This is a genomic window from Dyella japonica, from assembly GCF_040545895.1.
Classification (GTDB): Bacteria; Pseudomonadota; Gammaproteobacteria; order Xanthomonadales; family Rhodanobacteraceae; genus Dyella; species Dyella japonica_D.
Window position 1 is genome coordinate 301,782 of the sequence record NZ_JBEPMU010000003.1, and the last position, 16,084, is coordinate 317,865.

The 16,084-nt window shown below is 63.8% G+C and carries 15 protein-coding genes; 7 read left to right on the top strand and 8 right to left on the bottom strand.

Annotation, left to right across the window (positions count from 1 at the left end; all coding sequences use genetic code 11):
• Positions 1 to 7 precede the first annotated feature (7 nt).
• A complete protein-coding gene (locus ABIC75_RS11615; RefSeq protein ID WP_354014014.1) occupies positions 8 to 934 on the top strand; it encodes an aspartate carbamoyltransferase catalytic subunit in 927 nt (308 codons plus the stop codon).
• A 123-nt stretch (positions 935 to 1,057) separates the two neighbouring features.
• Positions 1,058 to 2,821 carry a hypothetical protein gene (locus ABIC75_RS11620; RefSeq protein ID WP_354014015.1) on the top strand — a complete coding sequence of 588 codons (1,764 nt, stop codon included), beginning with the start codon at positions 1,058 to 1,060 and terminating at the stop codon, positions 2,819 to 2,821.
• Positions 2,822 to 2,894: 73 nt separating this feature from the next.
• On the opposite strand, the gene ABIC75_RS11625 is transcribed toward ABIC75_RS11620, so the two are convergent.
• Positions 2,895 to 3,638: an MHYT domain-containing protein gene (locus ABIC75_RS11625; RefSeq protein WP_354014016.1), complete on the bottom strand. Its 744-nt coding sequence runs from the start codon at positions 3,636 to 3,638 to the stop codon at positions 2,895 to 2,897.
• A gap of 63 nt (positions 3,639 to 3,701) precedes the next feature.
• On the bottom strand, positions 3,702 to 4,511 hold the full coding sequence (locus ABIC75_RS11630; RefSeq protein WP_354014017.1) for a hypothetical protein: 810 nt from the start codon (positions 4,509 to 4,511) through the stop codon (positions 3,702 to 3,704).
• 407 nt (positions 4,512 to 4,918) lie between these two features.
• On the opposite strand from ABIC75_RS11630, the gene ABIC75_RS11635 reads away from it, so the two are divergent.
• Entirely contained in the window at positions 4,919 to 5,281 is a 363-nt protein-coding gene (locus ABIC75_RS11635) for a BON domain-containing protein (protein WP_354014018.1), read from the top strand.
• A 67-nt stretch (positions 5,282 to 5,348) separates the two neighbouring features.
• Here ABIC75_RS11635 and ABIC75_RS11640 read toward each other — a convergent pair whose 3' ends face one another.
• Positions 5,349 to 6,515, bottom strand: a complete 1,167-nt coding sequence (locus tag ABIC75_RS11640; RefSeq protein WP_354014019.1) for a PilT/PilU family type 4a pilus ATPase — start codon at positions 6,513 to 6,515, stop codon at positions 5,349 to 5,351.
• Positions 6,516 to 6,614: 99 nt separating this feature from the next.
• On the bottom strand, positions 6,615 to 7,655 hold the full coding sequence (locus ABIC75_RS11645; protein WP_354014020.1) for a type IV pilus twitching motility protein PilT: 1,041 nt from the start codon (positions 7,653 to 7,655) through the stop codon (positions 6,615 to 6,617).
• A 495-nt stretch (positions 7,656 to 8,150) separates the two neighbouring features.
• On the opposite strand from ABIC75_RS11645, the gene proC reads away from it, so the two are divergent.
• The 3 genes from proC (at position 8,151) to ABIC75_RS11660 (ending at position 11,726) form a co-directional block, all read left to right on the top strand.
• Positions 8,151 to 8,969 carry a pyrroline-5-carboxylate reductase gene (proC, locus tag ABIC75_RS11650; protein ID WP_354014021.1) on the top strand — a complete coding sequence of 273 codons (819 nt, stop codon included), beginning with the start codon at positions 8,151 to 8,153 and terminating at the stop codon, positions 8,967 to 8,969.
• 2 nt (positions 8,970 to 8,971) lie between these two features.
• The gene (locus ABIC75_RS11655; protein ID WP_354014022.1) at positions 8,972 to 9,547 is read left to right on the top strand and encodes a YggT family protein; all 576 of its coding nucleotides are present in this window, start codon (positions 8,972 to 8,974) and stop codon (positions 9,545 to 9,547) included.
• Between the two features lie 106 nt (positions 9,548 to 9,653).
• On the top strand, positions 9,654 to 11,726 hold the full coding sequence (locus ABIC75_RS11660; RefSeq protein ID WP_354014023.1) for a M13 family metallopeptidase: 2,073 nt from the start codon (positions 9,654 to 9,656) through the stop codon (positions 11,724 to 11,726).
• A 1,002-nt stretch (positions 11,727 to 12,728) separates the two neighbouring features.
• Here ABIC75_RS11660 and ABIC75_RS11665 read toward each other — a convergent pair.
• From ABIC75_RS11665 to pdxH, 3 genes are read right to left on the bottom strand one after another with little or no spacing between them, the layout of a single operon-like run.
• On the bottom strand, positions 12,729 to 13,553 hold the full coding sequence (locus ABIC75_RS11665; protein ID WP_354014024.1) for a cobalamin-binding protein: 825 nt from the start codon (positions 13,551 to 13,553) through the stop codon (positions 12,729 to 12,731).
• Between the two features lie 4 nt (positions 13,554 to 13,557).
• Complete coding sequence (locus tag ABIC75_RS11670) at positions 13,558 to 13,995, bottom strand: secondary thiamine-phosphate synthase enzyme YjbQ (RefSeq protein WP_354014025.1); 438 nt, start codon at positions 13,993 to 13,995, stop codon at positions 13,558 to 13,560.
• Positions 13,996 to 14,024: 29 nt separating this feature from the next.
• Positions 14,025 to 14,612 carry a pyridoxamine 5'-phosphate oxidase gene (gene pdxH, locus ABIC75_RS11675; RefSeq protein ID WP_354014026.1) on the bottom strand — a complete coding sequence of 196 codons (588 nt, stop codon included), beginning with the start codon at positions 14,610 to 14,612 and terminating at the stop codon, positions 14,025 to 14,027.
• Positions 14,613 to 14,653: 41 nt separating this feature from the next.
• On the opposite strand from pdxH, the gene ABIC75_RS11680 reads away from it, so the two are divergent.
• Positions 14,654 to 15,484: a kinase gene (locus tag ABIC75_RS11680; protein ID WP_354014027.1), complete on the top strand. Its 831-nt coding sequence runs from the start codon at positions 14,654 to 14,656 to the stop codon at positions 15,482 to 15,484.
• A 238-nt stretch (positions 15,485 to 15,722) separates the two neighbouring features.
• Here the strand turns inward: ABIC75_RS11680 and ABIC75_RS11685 are convergent, their stop codons facing one another.
• Positions 15,723 to 16,067: a YbjQ family protein gene (locus ABIC75_RS11685; RefSeq protein WP_354014028.1), complete on the bottom strand. Its 345-nt coding sequence runs from the start codon at positions 16,065 to 16,067 to the stop codon at positions 15,723 to 15,725.
• Positions 16,068 to 16,084 lie beyond the last annotated feature (17 nt).

Genomic DNA, 16,084 nt, shown 5'->3' on the forward strand with positions numbered 1-16,084 from the left:
GCCCGCCATGAGCTCTCGCCTGCGCCACCTCACCACCCTGGAACACCTGCCCCGCGAGACCATCGAGCGCCTGCTCGATCGCGCCGAGTCCATGCGTGAGGGCTGCGCGCACGGCACGCGCAAACTGGACATGCTCTCGGGCCGCACCATCCTCAACCTGTTCTTCGAACCATCCACGCGCACGCGCACCTCGTTCGAACTGGCCGCGCGCCGGCTCAGTGCCGACGTGATCAACTTCGACATCGGCTTCTCCTCCACCAGCAAGGGCGAAGCGCTGTTCGACACGCTGCACACGCTGGAAGCCATGCACCTGGACGCCATCGTGGTGCGCCACAAGGTGTCGGGTACGCCGGAGGAACTGGTGCGCCACGCCATGAGCGGCGTCTCGGTGATCAACGCGGGGGACGGCAATCGCGCGCATCCCACGCAGGGCCTGCTCGACGTGCTGACCATTCGCCAGCACCGACCGGACTTCAAGCAACTCACCGTGGTGATCTGCGGCGACGTGAAGCACTCGCGCGTGGCGCGTTCGGACGTGCATGCGCTCAAGGCGATGGGCGTGAAGGAAATCCGCCTGTGCTCGCCCAGGGCGTTGATGCCGGAGGAATCGGAATTCCCGGGTTGCGTGATCACCGATGACTTCGATGCCGCCATCGAAGGCGCCGACGTGGTGATCATGCTGCGCCTCCAGAAGGAACGCATGGCCGTGACCGATCTACCGGACGAAGCGGCCTATTTCCGGCGCTACGGCCTGGACAACCCTCGCCTGGCCCGCGCCGCCAAGGGCGCCCTGGTGATGCATCCGGGCCCGCTCAACCGCGGCATCGAGATCGCTTCCGAAGTGGCCGACGGCCCGCAGTCGCGCATCCTGGAGCAGGTGGGCAACGGCGTGTTCGTGCGCATGGCGGTGCTGGCCGAAGTGCTGGGGCGCTGAACCTGTTGAACGCCGGTCAGGCTGGCGTTAGGCCACGGCCTGCTGAGGCTGTGGCTCACCGCGAGAGGCCGCGAATACAGGCATAATGCGCGGCGCAACATCACCTCACTCAAGGGATTAGACATGCGATCGACGAAGCGCATTGCCGCGCTGGGCCTCGCCGGCGTCCTGCTGGCTGCATGCCATCACAAGGACAAGGACGCCCCCCTCGCCTTCGTACCGGCCGACACGCCGTACGTGGTGGCCAACCTCGACGTGCTCGACGACGACACCCGCAAGGCGCTGCTGGCCCAGGCCGACTCCCAGCTGCCGTCGGAACTCGTCCAGCTGCGCTCGGCCGCCGACGAAATGGCGGAAAAAGATCCGGACCTGTCGCGCCTGCTCAAGGCCCTCATCGCCGAACTCGATGGCAAGACCATCGAAACGTTCGCACAGAACGCCGGCCTCAACATCAAGGGTCGCTCGGTCGTCTACGGCCTGGGCCTGTCGCCGGTCGCGCGCTTCGAGCTGGTCGACCCCAAGGCGTTCGATGCCTTCGTCGGTCGCCTGGAAGCGGCCTATGGCAAGCCGTTCGACACCGCCACCGTGGGTGGCCAGAAATATCGCAAGCACGTCACCACCGACGGCGGCTTGCAGATCGTGATGGCCGAAGTGGGCAAGCAGGCCGTTGCGGCCATCCTGCCCGCCGATGCACCGGAGGCCACGCTGCGGCTTGCCTTCGGCATGGATCGCCCGGAGAAGAACCTGCAGGACGATGGCCGTCTGGAAAAGCTCGCCAAGGCCAAGGATTACCAGCCCTGGGCCATCGGCCAGGTCGATTTCGCCCGATTGCTGCCGCTCGCGGCCAGCGGCAAGGACCCGTTGTTCAATGTGCTGATCAAGGCACACGCCGAAGCCGAGTCGGTCAAGACCGGCGAGCCCGTGTCCAATCAGCTGAAGGTGTCGCCAGCGTGCGAAAGCGAAGCCACGCGCATCGCTTCGCGCGTGCCGTCGGTGAGCTTTGGCTACACCAAGCTCGACGAGAAGCACCAGAACATCCGCTGGGATGTGGCCCTCGCCGACGACGTCACCAAGGCCTTCAGCGGCATGAAGGTGGAACTGCCCGGTCTGGGCGCCGCAGGCACCGCACCGTTCGACATCAGCATCGCCGTGCCGATCGCCCAGCTGCGCACGTTCTGGGGCGCCCAGGCTGAAGCGGTGGCCGCCAAGCCCTTCACCTGCCCCTCGCTCACCGATCTCAATGAAGGCTTCGCCAAGATCGGCCTGATGACGCAGCAAGCCGCGGTGCCGCCGGTGGGCGACCTGCTCGGCCTGCGCGTGGCGCTGGACAGCTTCGACGCCGGCAGCGACAACGCCATGCCGAAGTTCAGCGGCCGCATCCTGATCGGCACGTCCAACCCGGCGGGCCTGCTCGCCATGGCGCAGATGGCTGCCTCGGGCCTGCAGCAGGTGAAGTTGACGCCGGATGGCAAGCCGTCGCCGCTGCCGCCCGAACTCACCGCGCCGTTGGGTGCGCCAGTATGGGCCGCGATGGGTCCGAAGGCGCTCGCACTGGCCGTAGGCCAGGGCGAAGACGTGAAACTCGGCGAACTGCTCAACGCCGCCAGTGGCGACGCCGGCCGCCTGGGCCGCCTCAGCCTGAGCGGCGAGATGTACCAGGCCTGGGTGAAGGCCATGGGTCAGAAGGCCCAGCGCATCGCCGAGATGACTGCCGCCTCGCAGCCGGACGACGCGGAAGCGCAGGCCAGCGCCAAAGCCACGGCGGAGCGCTCCAAGGCCCAGTTCGAATCCATGGAAGCGCAGGCCGCGCGCATCAAGTCGCTCAATGGCGAGATGCACATGGAAAACAGCGGCCTGGTCATCACCAGCCAGACCGAACTGAAGTAAATCTTCCACCCCGCATGGAAACGAAAACGGGGCGCCAAGGGCGCCCCGTTTTTTTTGCAGCTCGACGAACCGGTCAGATCGACAACGCAGCACGGCGCTGCTGCCGCACGATGCTCAAGCCCAGCGCAAGCGCCAGCAGGATCACCACCACCACGAAGATGATCAGGCCCAGATGCTCGCCCTGCACGCCCTGCTCGAAACCGGCCGGCAAGGTGTCGCCCTGCATCAGCTCCATGGCCGACATGCCGGTGTAGTGCATGCCGCACACCGCCACGCCCATCGCCAGCGCGCTGCCCAGCATCTGCAGTTTTCCGCGCAGGTTGAAGGCCAGCCATAGCGCAGCCATCGACGCCACGATGGCAATGCCCACCGACAGCGCCACGATGCCGCCATCGTAGGACACCAGTGCCGACGTGAGCATCGCCGCCATGCCCAGATAGTGCATGCCCGCCACGCCCAGCCCCATCAGCACGCCCGCAAACAGCAGGTTGATGAAACGGAAGGTGCCACCGCCCACGATCGCCAGGCCCAGCGAACAGGCAACGATGGCAAGCAGCGCCGACACCATTGTCAGCAACATGTCGTAGGTCACCTGCGTGCCCATGCTGCAGGCGAGCATGGCGATGAAGTGCATGGCCCAGATGGCGCCGCCGCCCATCGCGGTGCCCGCCGCGAGAATCGCGGCCCAGCGCTGGCGGGCGTTCTGCGCCAGCGGAATGCCCAACGCGAACTGGAGTGCCGTAAACGAGCCCAGTACAGACACGGCATAGGACAACCCGACCAGCACCCAGTTGTAATGCTGATGCATGTCTTGCATGAAGCTTCCCCTTGGTTGACTACGGACGCCCAACGCCTGCCGCCGCACTCCTCCGGGTGGCAATCAGTGGGATATGTCGAACACGCACATGGATGCACCGCTGCTGTGGCAGCTGGTCTCGCGCACGAACACGGTTCGCGGCTCCACCGACTCGGCAAGCAGGCCCTCGATGAAACCGCAGAAGAAGCGACCGCCCGACGCACCGCCAGGCTGGCAAAGCGGGCAACCACGCACGTGCAGCTGATTGTCGTGATGCTCGACGGTGACCAACCCACGCAGTGCCGGCACGGCGATGCGTCGCAGTGCGTCGGTCATGCCCAGCTTGGCGCCGAGCGCGAAGTCGCGCTTGTACACCCAGGTGCCCGTACGACGGCCGGCAAGATAGAGCGACGCATCGCGCGCCTCATCGGCAACGGCGTACTCGAGGTTGATCAGCCACGGGAAAATGCGCGGGTAATCCCGGGCGAGGTTCGGCAGCATGCGCTCCACTCGCGCCACGTCCGCACCTGCCGTGAGCGTTGCGGTTTCGTGCGCCGGCGCTCGCGCCGGTGATGGCGACTGCGCCGCCTCGACAGCAGGCGTCGGGTTGGCAGCGGCCACATGCGCGCTCACCGTCGCAGCGATCTCGCTCGCCGCGAACTGTGGTCGTGAGGATTCGAAGCTCAGTACCCGCGGATGCGTGCCCAGCGCCTCTTCCAGCGCCAACTGCCGATCGTCCGGCCCGCGCAGAAGCAGCGTGAGGCAGGCGCCTTGCGCGTCCTGCGCCAATCGTTGGCGAATGAGCACGTGCCCGTACTCCGTCACCACCCGGCCCAACTCCACCAGGAGTCCTTCCCTGCGCTCGGAAACAACCCGAACTTCCAATTCGGCCATGATTCCCCCCGAAATCAAGCCAGCACTGATTGTGCTTCGCCTCGCAAATCTGCCGTATAGCCGTCTATTTCACAAGGCAGATATTCGGTTTTCAGACGTAGTTCACAGACTCATCAAACCTTCACATCGTTCGAATTTGCGCTCACGTCAGCGCACAGAAAGCCAATACGCGTCTCTTCGCAACCGTCATTGTGATGGTCATCACAATTGCCACGATCTTAGCTACGGAAACACTCTCGCAACGCGTTCATGACATCGCCTTGGCATGCGTAATCGCGTGCTGAACGGATGCGCCTCCCAGCCATCCTCGATTCATCTCGAAACTGTTTGGATGCAATTACGGAGGCCGCGAGGAGCGGCACCCGTCTGTCTCTTGGACAGCGTTTCCCCACCACAGGAGATTCCCCATGCGCATGAACAACCTGTTTCGCAAGACGCTGATTGCCGCCGGCCTCGTGGCTGCCTTCTCGGCCGTGCCGTTCGCGCAGGTTGCCGCTCAGGACGCCATGCAGAAGTCCTCGGACAACCAGACGGTGCCAGACAAGACGGCCGACACCTGGATCACGACCAAGGTGAAATCGGAACTGGCCACCACCAAGAACGTGAAGAGCACCGACATCTCGGTGACCACGATGGACGGCGTCGTGACGCTCACCGGTACCGCCAGCAGCTCGGCTGAAAAGGCCAAGGTGGAAGGCGTGGCCAAGAAGGTAAAGGGCGTGAAGAGCGTCGACGCCAGTGGCCTGACCGTCGCCGATACCGCGAAGTAAACCCCGCGGGTTGAAACGAAGAAGGAGCCCTCGCGGGCTCCTTCTTTTTACATCGTATCGACCGCGCTCAGCGATGCAGCAAGCCGCCGCCGAAGTTCTGCGAGTCCTTGGTCTGCTCCAGCTCCACGCCGTCCAGGCCTTGCGACAAGGTGTGCGCGTCGCCGCCCTGCGCGAGCTTGATGCGCAGGCGAACTTCGTTGGAGCTGTCCGCGTGACGCAGAGCGTCCTCGTAGGAGATCTCGCCTGCGTGATAAAGCTCGACCAGGCTCTGGTCGAAGGTCTTCATGCCCAGGTTGGTCGATTCCTTCATCACTTCCTTGAGCTTGTGGATCTCGCCCTGGCGGATGTAGTCCTGCACCAGTGGCGTACCCAGCAGCACTTCCACCGCCACGCGACGCGCCTTGCCGTCCGGCGTGGGAATCAGCTGCTGCGCCACCACGCCCTTGAGGTTGAGCGACAAGTCCATGAACAGCTGCGAACGGCGATCTTCCGGGAAGAAGTGCAGGATGCGGTCCATCGCCTGGTTGGCGTTGTTCGCGTGCAGCGTGCACAGGCACAGGTGACCGGTTTCGGAGAAGTTGATCGCGTGTTCCATCGTTTCGCGCGTACGCACTTCGCCGATCATGATGACGTCGGGCGCCTGGCGCAGCGTGTTCTTCAGCGCGTTGTCCCAGCTGTCGGTGTCGATGCCCAGCTCGCGCTGCGTGATGATGCAGCCCTCGTGCTTGTGCACGTATTCGATCGGGTCCTCGATGGTGATGATGTGGCCGGTCGAATTGGCGTTGCGGTAGCCGATCATCGAGGCCAGCGAGGTGGACTTACCGGTACCGGTGCCGCCCACGAAGATGATGATGCCGCGCTTGGTCATCGCCAGCTGCTTGATCACCGGCGGCAGGTTGAGCTCTTCGATCGACGGAATCTTCGATTCGATGCGACGCAGCACCATGCCCACGCAGTTGCGCTGATAGAAGCACGACACACGGAAACGACCCACGCCCTGCGCCGAAATGGCGAACTGGCACTCGTGGGTCTTTTCGAACTCTTCGCGCTGCGACGGCGTCATCACGTTCAGCACCATGTCGCGCGACTGCTGCGCGGACAGTGGACTCTGCGTGATGGGCACCACGCGACCCTGCACCTTCATGGACGGAGGCACGCCGGCCGTGATGAACAAGTCGGAGGCCTTCTTGTGCACCATCAACTTGAGGAAGGAGGTGAAATCGAAGTCGCTCATGGGAACCCCCGCAAATCATGAATAGCAAACAGCGAATAGGAAGAGCAGGAACCACGCGGACAGCGATACCCGGCCGCTCCTTGCGTGCTCTTCCTCAACTTACCCCTTGAAGATGTCCTTGTTGCGCGCGTAGCTCATCGCCTGCTGGCGCGTCACCAGGCCGCGCTTCACCAGGTCCTGCAGGTTCTGGTCGAGCGTCTGCATGCCGTACTGCTGGCCGGTCTGGATGGACGAGTACATCTGCGCCACCTTGTCCTCGCGGATCAGGTTACGGATGGCGGGGATGCCCACCATGATCTCGTGGGCCGCAATGCGTCCGCCGCCCACCTTCTTCATCAGCGACTGCGAAATCACCGCGCGCAGCGACTCGGACAGCATCGAGCGCACCATCGGCTTTTCGCCGGCGGGGAACACGTCGATGATGCGGTCGATGGTCTTGGCAGCCGAGCTGGTATGCAACGTGCCGAACACCAGGTGGCCGGTTTCCGCGGCGGTCAACGCCAGGCGGATGGTTTCGAGATCTCGCAACTCGCCCACCAGCACGTAGTCCGGGTCTTCGCGCAGTGCCGAGCGCAGTGCTTCGTTGAAGCCATGCGTGTCGCGGTGCACTTCGCGCTGGTTGATCAGACACTTCTGCGAGGTATGCACGAATTCGATCGGATCCTCGATGGTGAGGATGTGGCCGTATTCGTTCTTGTTGATGTGGTCGACCATCGCCGCCAGCGTGGTGGACTTGCCCGAGCCGGTCGGGCCGGTCACCAGGATCAGGCCCTGCGGCTGCTCGATCAGCTCGCGGAAGATGGCCGGCGCGGCCAGGTCTTCCAGCGTGAGCACTTCGGACGGAATGGTACGGAACACTGCGCCCGCGCCGCGGTTCTGGTTGAACGCGTTGACGCGGAAGCGCGCGAGGCCGGGAATCTCGAACGAGAAGTCGACCTCGAGGAATTCTTCATAGTCGCGACGCTGCTTGTCCGACATGATGTCGTAGATCAGCGAGTGGACCTGCTTGTGCTCGAGCGCGGGAATGTTGATGCGGCGAACGTCGCCGTCCACGCGGATCATCGGCGGCAGGCCGGCGGACAAGTGCAAGTCCGAGGCCTTGTTCTTCACCGAGAAGGCAAGCAGTTCGGCGATATCCATCTGGTTTCCCCTTGAACCCGATCATCTGGATGGCAAGCGCCCGGGCGGGAGGCGGTTTCCACCGGACGCGACCATACGGCGCGTGGGCGCCGAGCCGTCCGACAGGTCCATTCCCCGTTCCCAAGCTGCGGGCCGATACTACTCGCCGCGCGGGCCGGGCCACCAGTCTTTCCTTTGGCCGTAAGCCGCAAACTGCGGACCAGGTTGGAAGTTGCTGTCCGACTAGGTATCCATAGGGGCGGTTCGAAATCGCCCGTCGAGGTTCACTCTCCTCACCGTCATTCCCCCGAAAGCGGGAATCCAGTGCCTTTTGTTCGTGCATAGAGGCGCTGGATGACCGGCTTCGCCGTTGTACAGCGCCTACTGCTTTCGCAGGGATGACAGTGAGGGGGAGTCATTGCCAGGAGATCTTGGCCGGGCTCCGAGATCACTTCCGCCACGGGACGGCCACCCCCGGGCTCCGGTAAGGTACGGACCCAATAGCGAGGACCCTGCATGACACGTATCGCTTTCATCGGCGGAGGCAACATGGCGCGCAGCCTGATCGGCGGCCTGCTCAAGACCGGCGTTGCCGCCTCATCGATCACCGTGGCCGAGCCCCGGGCCGAGGCACGCCACGAACTGGGGCGCGACTTCGGCATCGCCAGCTATGCCGAGAACCGCCTTGCCGCCGCCGAGGCCGACGTCCTGGTGCTGGCGGTGAAGCCGCAGATCATGCCGGCCGTCCACGCCGAATTGCAGGACACGCTGGTCCGCCAACGGCCGATGCTGATCTCCATTGCGGCCGGCGTACGCATCGACCAGCTCGAACGCTGGTTCGGCCACACGCTGGCCATCGTGCGCTGCATGCCCAATACGCCGGCCCTGATCGGTGCGGGCGCCACGGGACTGTTCGCCAATCGCCGCACCAGCCCGGAACAGCGCGCCAAGGCGCAGCACATCATGGACGCGGTGGGTATCACCCGTTGGGTCGAGGACGAAGCGCTGATCGATACAGTGACCGGCCTTTCCGGCTCCGGCCCGGCCTATTTCTTCGCCATGGTGGAAGCGCTGGAAGACGCGGCGTTTGCCCAGGGCATGTCGCGCGAGACGGCCCGCGCCCTCGCCGCGCAGACCTGCCTCGGCGCCGGCCGCATGCTGGTGGAGAGCGGTGAAGACCCGGGCGTGCTGCGCCAGCGCGTGACCTCCCCCAACGGCACCACGCAAGCTGCCCTGGAAAGTTTTGCCTCCGAACACTTCGCCCAGATCGTTGCCCGCGCCGTGGCCGCCGCCACGCGTCGCGCCGGCGAACTGGCCGCTGCCCTGGACAACTAATCGTGAGCTACCTCGTCAACGCCCTTTCCTTCATCGTCGAGCTGGCCTTTGGCGCCGCGGCCACGCTGTTCGTGCTGCGCCTGCTGGCGGAAGCCAGCCGGGTGGACTTCCACAATCCGCTCAGCCAGTTCGTCTACCGCACCACCAATCCGGTGCTGGCGCCGATCCGCCGCCTGCTGCCCAACTGGCGCCGCATCAACATTGCCGCGCTGGTGATCGTGTGGCTGCTGATGCTGATCAAGCGCATCGTGCTGTTTGCGCTGCTGGGCCTGTTCCCCCATGTGCTGGGGCTGATCGTGCTGTCCATCGCCGACATGCTGGACTTCATCGCCATGTTCTACGTGGTGCTGATCTTCATCTGGTCGCTGATGAGCCTGTTCCAGGTGGAGACGTATCACCCGGTCTACCGCCTGGCCGGCAGTCTGGTGGCCCCGCTGATGCGTCCGCTGCGCGGCAAGCTCACGGCCGGTGGCCTGGATTTCGCACCGTGGGCGGTGATGATCGTGCTGATCCTCGCCCGTCTGTTGCTGGTGTCGCCGCTGACCGACCTCGGCGCACGCCTGGCGCTCGGCGTCTGACCCCTTTCCACTCCCTTCGCGCGCAAGGCATCGACATGCATCGTCGAGCTCCGAGCCTTGTGCGGTTCATCATCATGTCAAATCTCTCTTCTGGAGAACTCACCGCATGAAAGCGATCTTGCCCACCCTGCCCCGTCGTCTGCTCGTGCTGGCGCTTGCCGCTGCCTCCGTCGGTGGCGCCTATGCCGCCACTACCGCACCGGCGCCCACGGCCACTACGCCTGACGTAGTGGCCGATCACATCGACACCTCGGTAAAGCCCGGCGACGACTTCTTCGAATTCGCCAACGGCGCATGGCTGAAGGCGCATCCGATCCCGCCCGAGGAATCGCAATGGGGCATCGGCCAGGTGGTGCAGGACGAGCTGTACGCGAAGCTGCGCAAGATCAGCGAGGACGCTGCGGCCACCAAGAACGCGGCTCCCGGCAGCGATGAACAAAAGATCGGTGATTTCTGGACCACCGCCATGGACCAGGCCCTGGCCGACAAGCTCGGCATCACGCCGTTGAACGGCGAACTGGCGCGCATCGATGCCGTGCACGACGTGAACTCGGCGCTCGACGAGGCCTTCGCGCTGCAATTGCTGGGCGTGGGCCCGTTCTTCGACTTCTCGGTGCAGCAGGATGAAAAGCAGAGCGACGTGATGGCCGTGCACCTGTGGCAGGGCGGTCTTGGCCTGCCGGAGCGCGACTACTACTTCAACAAGGAAAAGGGTGTTGCCAAGGTACGCGACGCGTACGTGGAACACCTGCACCGCACCTTCCGCATGCTCGGCAAGAGCGACGCGGAAGCGGCCAACAGCGCCAAGCAGGTCATGGCGCTGGAAACCGCGCTTGCCAAGGTCTCGCGCCCGCTCGCCGACCTGCGCGATCCCGAGAAGAACTACAACAAGATGGCGCCGGCGGATCTGACGACGAAGTACACGCCCGCAATCGCCTGGAACACACGCCTCGCCGGATGGAAGCTGCCGGCCAGCACGGTGATCGTGGGCCAGCCGGAATTCTTCAGCGGCCTGCAGGCGCTGCTGGCCAAGACGCCAACGCCGGTGATTCGCGACTACATGCGCGCGCATCTGGTCGATACCTACGCCAGCTACCTCAGCGCGGATTTCGACAACGAGCACTTCGATTTCTATGGCCACACGCTCAACGGCCAGGCCGAGCAGAAACCGCGCTGGAAGCGTGCGTTGCGCGCGGAGAACAAGGCGCTGGGCATGATCCTCGGCCGCATCTACGTCAAGGATTACTTCTCCGAAGCCTCCAAGCAGCGTTACAACGCGATGGTGGAAGCCATCCGCACCGCTTACGGCGAACGCATCGACAAGCTCGACTGGATGAGTCCCGCGACCAAGGCGAAGGCGCACGAGAAGCTTGCCGCCGTCACCAAGAAAGTGGGCTACCCGGACAAGTGGAAGGATTACTCCAAGCTCACCATCGGCCGCACCTCGTACGCGCAAAACATGATGAATGCCACGCGCTGGCAGACCGAAGACATGATCAGCAAGTTCGGCAAGCCGGTGGATCGCAACGAGTGGGAGATGACGCCGCAGACGTACAACGCGTACTACAACCCCTCGAACAACGAAATCGTGTTGCCCGCCGCGCAGTTCATGATCCCGGGTTTCGCCGACAACCAGATCGATGACGCCGTGGTCTACGGCTACGTGGCCGCCTCCACCATCGGCCACGAAATCACCCACGGCTTCGACGACGAAGGCCGCCAGTACGACGCCAAGGGCAACCTGGTCGACTGGTGGACCAAGGAAGACGCCGCCCGCTTCAAGCAGCGCGCCGACGTGATGGTCAAGCAGTTCAACGCGTACGAACCGTTGCCCAGCATCCACATCAATGGCGAAGCCAGCCTCGGCGAAAACATCGCCGACTTCGGCGGCATCATGATCGGCATCGACGCCTTCAAGAAAACCGAGCAATACAAGAAGGGCGAGAAGATCGCCGGCTACACGCCGATGCAGCGTTTCTTCCTCGGCTACGCGCTGGGCTGGCTGTCGCAGGAACGCGAGGAGCAATTGCGCACCGGGTTGCTTTCCGATGTGCATGCGCCTGCAAAGTGGCGCGTGAATGGGCCGCTGTCGAATGTGCCGGATTTCTATGAGGCGTTCGATGTGAAGCAGGGACAGCCGATGTGGCGGCCGGAGAATCAGCGGGTGAAGATCTGGTAATTGATGCTCTGGACCCTCTCTCCATGTGGGGAGAGGGTTGCGGTGAGTGCACGTACTTGTTGTTCTGGCGAGCTCCGGAATGGGGCAAGGGCCATGAGTCTGTTTTGCTCGTCATTCCTGCGAGCTCCCAATGAGGCAAGAGCAAAGGCGCCCTACAGCGGCCGCCTCTTAGCTCGTCATTCCTGCGAAAGCAGGAGGCGCTTTTCAACAGCCGGATGGCTGGTCATCCAGCGCCTCGGTATTAGGTTGACGCGATCACGTCTAATCGCGCTTTTGTGTCGCTGCCGCGACCGGGCCGCCTACGCAGCGAGCGTTTCGATCGGCTGCCGCCGCTCGAGTCACTTTTCTTTTGCTGGCCCAAAAGAAAAGTAACCCAAAGAAAATGGCCTTTAGAGCAAAGGCTCGCAGCATCGTGCAGGGATAAGCCCGAACGCTCGAGGATGGTTGTGGCGGGACACCTATGGGAGGCCACACAGCGGGTACACCCAAGCGCTACGCAACGCGCCCGAATCGCAGAGGACTTAAGGCGGAGCCTCGCTTCGCATCGGCCTTGGTTGTCGTCGCAGTCCATGGTTGCCACTACATCACACTTCTCCCTCTCCCCTTGCGGGAGAGGGCCGGGGCATTGCCACCTTTACGGTGGAGAGGGGGCGGGTGCTCGCGAATACATCGCCACTTCGAGCTTTGCTCTTTGCTCTACGGAGTCCCCGTATGACAGCGGCGGGCGGGTGGAGGAAAGCCCGCAGGGTGGCCGCAGGGATGCGGCCAGTTTTTCGACAGGACACGGATGTCCTGTCGAAAAACCCCGCAACTCGACCGCGTACCTTCCGTCCTAAAGGACGGAAGGTACGTCATCCGGGGTTACGTTTCTTTTGGCATTGCCACCATCTCGGTGGTTACTTTCTCTTGGGCAAGCAAGAGAAAGTAACCCGGCCTTCGGCAGAAGGACGGAAGCCCGCCGGAGGTGAGCCAGGTCGCGGCAACGCTAAGACACCGAGCGCTTCACACGCGCCTCTTCGCGTTCCACTCCGCAAAAATCCCATGCATCGCATCCAACCCATCAAACAACGCCGCCGGCCCTGGCTGCAGAATGATCGGCGACTTGATCTCATACAGATCGCCAGTGCGCACGGCAGGAATCGCATCCCATCCTTCGCGCGCCGCCACCCGCTCAGGCCGAAACCGCTTCCCGCACCATGAGCCCAGGATGATGTCCGGCGCCGCGCGCACGACGTCGTTGGGGTCGGCCAGGATGCGGTGCTTAGCGAGCGACTCGCCCGACATCTGCGGAAACACATCCTCGCCGCCGGCGATGCGAACCAACTCCGCCACCCAGCGGATGCCGGTGATCAACGGATCGTCCCATTCCTCGAAGTACACCTTCGGACGCCGCGTGAACCCAGCCGCTGCCGCTTCGATACGTGCGATCTGCTCCTCCGCCTTGCGCGCATACGCGTCGGCCTTGTCGAACGCGCCGACCATCGCACCCAGGCGGCGAATATACGCGAGGATGCCTTCCACGCTGCGGTGGTTGCTGATCCATACTTCCACGCCGGCCTTGATCAGCTCGCGCGCGATATCGGCCTGGATATCGGAGAAGCCCACCACGAAGTCCGGTTCGAGCTTGAGGATCTCGTCGATCTTCGCGCTGGTGAAGGCCGATACCTTGGGCTTTTCCTTGCGCGCCCGCGGCGGACGCACGGTGAAGCCGGAGATGCCGACGATGCGGTGCTCCTCGCCCAGTGCATAAAGCACTTCGGTGGGTTCTTCGGTCAGGCAGACGATGCGCTGCGGAAAGTGATCGGTGTTGCTGCGAATCGTGCTCACGCCTTCAATGTCCCAACACGGTCACCGTGATCTTGCGCTGGTGCGGATCGAGCCGGTGTTCCCATAGATAAATCCCTTGCCACGTGCCGAGCTGCGGCTTTCCCGCATGCACCGGCACGACAAGGCTGACGCCAGTAAGAATGGCACGCACGTGTGACGGCATGTCGTCCGGGCCTTCCTCGTCGTGACGAAAAATCGTGTCGCCGTCAGGGACGGCGCGTGAAAACCAGCGTTCAAGATCGTCGCGCACGGCAGGGTCGGCGTTCTCGCTGATCAGCAGCGAGCAACTGGTATGCAGGCTGAAAACATGGGCGATGCCCGTGTGCACACCGCTGGCGGTCACCACCTCGTTCACCTTGTCGGTGATCTCGGTGAAGCCACGGCCGCGCGTGTGCACGACAAAGCCATTCTGGGCGACATGATCAGCGGGCGCTGCACGCATGCGGGAAGCCTCCGAATGGCCTCGGGTTGTCAGGGGTACAGCAGACGGCTCGTCCAGGTCTGGCCGTGACGGCTCCAGCGCACGCGTTCGTGCAACCGGAACTCGGCGCCGTACCAGAACTCCACCATGTCAGGCTCCACCACGTAACCGCCCCAGTGTGGCGGACGCGTCACGTCGCGGCCTTCGAATTCGTGTTCGTAGCGCGCATAGCGCTGCTCGAAGGTGTCGCGATCGGGCAAAGTCTGCGATTGCAGCGACGCCCACGCACCCAGCTGGCTCTCGCGCGCACGCGTGGCGAAGTACGCATCCGATTCCTCCGGCTGCAGCTTGCGCGCCACGCCTTCCACACGCACCTGCACCGCGTTGCGCAGCCGCTTCCAGTGGAAGCACAGCGCCACTTGCGGATGCGCCTCGAGCTGGCCGCCCTTGTCGCTTTCGTAATTGGTGTAGAAGCGGAAGCCGCGCTCGTCGGCGCCCTTGAGTAGCACGATGCGCGAGCTCACGCGAGCGGCCGCGTCGACGGTGGCCAGGTTCATGGACGTGGGCTCGGGTTCCCCCGCCGCAACGGCCTCGTCCAGCAGTTGCACAAAAGTGTCAAGAATTTCAGGTTTCAGCATGGGGGTCTTGAATCGTGGCTCGCGCACGCCATCATGGCGAAATGTCTCCAGATGCTAGCACGCAGAATTCCACCCTGGCCGGCCATTTGCTCGACCAGTACGCCGGCCGCATTGCCCGCGCCCGGCGGCCCTATGTGCTTGGGCTTTCCGGCCTCCAGGGCAGCGGCAAGAGCACGCTGGCGCGCGAGATGAAGGCCCAGGCCGAAATCCGCGGCTGGCCCACGGAGGTGTTGTCGCTCGACGACTTCTATTATTCGCGAAGCGAACGTGAAGTCCTTGCTCACCAGGTCCATCCGCTGCTACGCACGCGCGGCGTGCCGGGCACGCACGAAATCGAACTGCTGCTCTCCGTGCTGGCCGCCTTGCCGCAAGCTTCCGACAAGCTGCCGGTGAGCTACCCGCGCTTCGACAAGGGCCGCGACACACGCGTTGCGCCATCGAAATGGCCCAAGGTCATCCGCCCGCCCAAGCTGGTCATCCTGGAAGGTTGGGCGCTGGGGCTGAGGCCGCAGTTGCAGTCGGCGCTGGAAGAACCGGTCAATGTGCTGGAACGCGATGAAGACCCCGAGGGCGTCTGGCGCCACTGGGTCAACAAGCAGCTACGCGCTTATCAGCCGTTGTGGCGCAAGCTCGATGCCTTGATCGTGTTGCAAGCACCCAATTGGGAAATCGTGCGCAAGTGGCGCAGCGAACAGGAAGAAGAACTGCTGGCCCGTCACGCCCCGCTGGCGATGGACGCCGACACCATGGCGCGCTTCCTCGCCCACTACGAACGACTGAGCCGTCACGCGCTCGCCACGCTGGCCGAGCAGGCCGACACGTCGGTGGAGTACGACGATGACCGTCACGTCATCGCCCTCAACCACAGCTGAGCATCGGAACCTGTTTAAGGTCTCCGCCTAACCCGCGTTGTTCTTGATTGGCCTGCCGATGGTAGTGCGTAGTGTGACCACCGAGCGGCCACTCAAGAACAACCCTGCGGGCCGAGTCTGTTTGCCCACAGGACGGCGTCATCGCTCAGTCGTGTACGGACGTACACTCCTTCCCTCTTCCTTGCCCTGCGGCCAAACAGCTCTCGGCGCGGGTCACGCGGAAACCTTAAACAGGCTCCTAGCCGACCGGCTCGACCTGCACCGCCGTGCCATAGGCCAGTACTTCGGTCACGCCTTCGGCCACGTCGTTGGCGTCGTAGCGCATGCCGATCACGGCGTTCGCGCCGCGTTCCGCCGCATGGCGCAGCATCAGCTCGAACGCCTCTTCGCGCGCCTTCTCGCATAGCTCGGTATAGATGGTGATGTTGCCGCCCACCAGCGTCTGCAACGCAGCGCCAAGATTGCCGACCACGCTGCGCGAACGCACGGTGATGCCGCGCACGATGCCCATCGGGCGCACGATGCGATGGCCTGGCAATTCGTTGCCGGTGGTGACCATATGGAGCGATACGTTAGTGGGCATGAAGCGCTCTCCGGGGT

Bases quoted from the DNA above. Each gene is read 5' to 3' on its own strand.
- ABIC75_RS11630 (WP_354014017.1), bottom strand. From the start codon at position 4,511: ATGGCCGAATTGGAAGTTCGGGTTGTTTCCGAGCGCAGGGAAGGACTC.
- ABIC75_RS11670 (WP_354014025.1), bottom strand. From the start codon at position 13,995: ATGCGTGCAGCGCCCGCTGATCATGTCGCCCAGAATGGCTTTGTCGTG.
- ABIC75_RS11625 (WP_354014016.1), bottom strand. From the start codon at position 3,638: ATGCAAGACATGCATCAGCATTACAACTGGGTGCTGGTCGGGTTGTCC.
- ABIC75_RS11640 (WP_354014019.1), bottom strand. From the start codon at position 6,515: ATGAGCGACTTCGATTTCACCTCCTTCCTCAAGTTGATGGTGCACAAG.
- ABIC75_RS11685 (WP_354014028.1), bottom strand. From the start codon at position 16,067: ATGCCCACTAACGTATCGCTCCATATGGTCACCACCGGCAACGAATTG.
- ABIC75_RS11645 (WP_354014020.1), bottom strand. From the start codon at position 7,655: ATGGATATCGCCGAACTGCTTGCCTTCTCGGTGAAGAACAAGGCCTCG.
- proC (WP_354014021.1), top strand. From the start codon at position 8,151: ATGACACGTATCGCTTTCATCGGCGGAGGCAACATGGCGCGCAGCCTG.
- ABIC75_RS11680 (WP_354014027.1), top strand. From the start codon at position 14,654: ATGTCTCCAGATGCTAGCACGCAGAATTCCACCCTGGCCGGCCATTTG.
- ABIC75_RS11615 (WP_354014014.1), top strand. From the start codon at position 8: ATGAGCTCTCGCCTGCGCCACCTCACCACCCTGGAACACCTGCCCCGC.
- pdxH (WP_354014026.1), bottom strand. From the start codon at position 14,612: ATGCTGAAACCTGAAATTCTTGACACTTTTGTGCAACTGCTGGACGAG.
- ABIC75_RS11660 (WP_354014023.1), top strand. From the start codon at position 9,654: ATGAAAGCGATCTTGCCCACCCTGCCCCGTCGTCTGCTCGTGCTGGCG.
- ABIC75_RS11635 (WP_354014018.1), top strand. From the start codon at position 4,919: ATGCGCATGAACAACCTGTTTCGCAAGACGCTGATTGCCGCCGGCCTC.
- ABIC75_RS11620 (WP_354014015.1), top strand. From the start codon at position 1,058: ATGCGATCGACGAAGCGCATTGCCGCGCTGGGCCTCGCCGGCGTCCTG.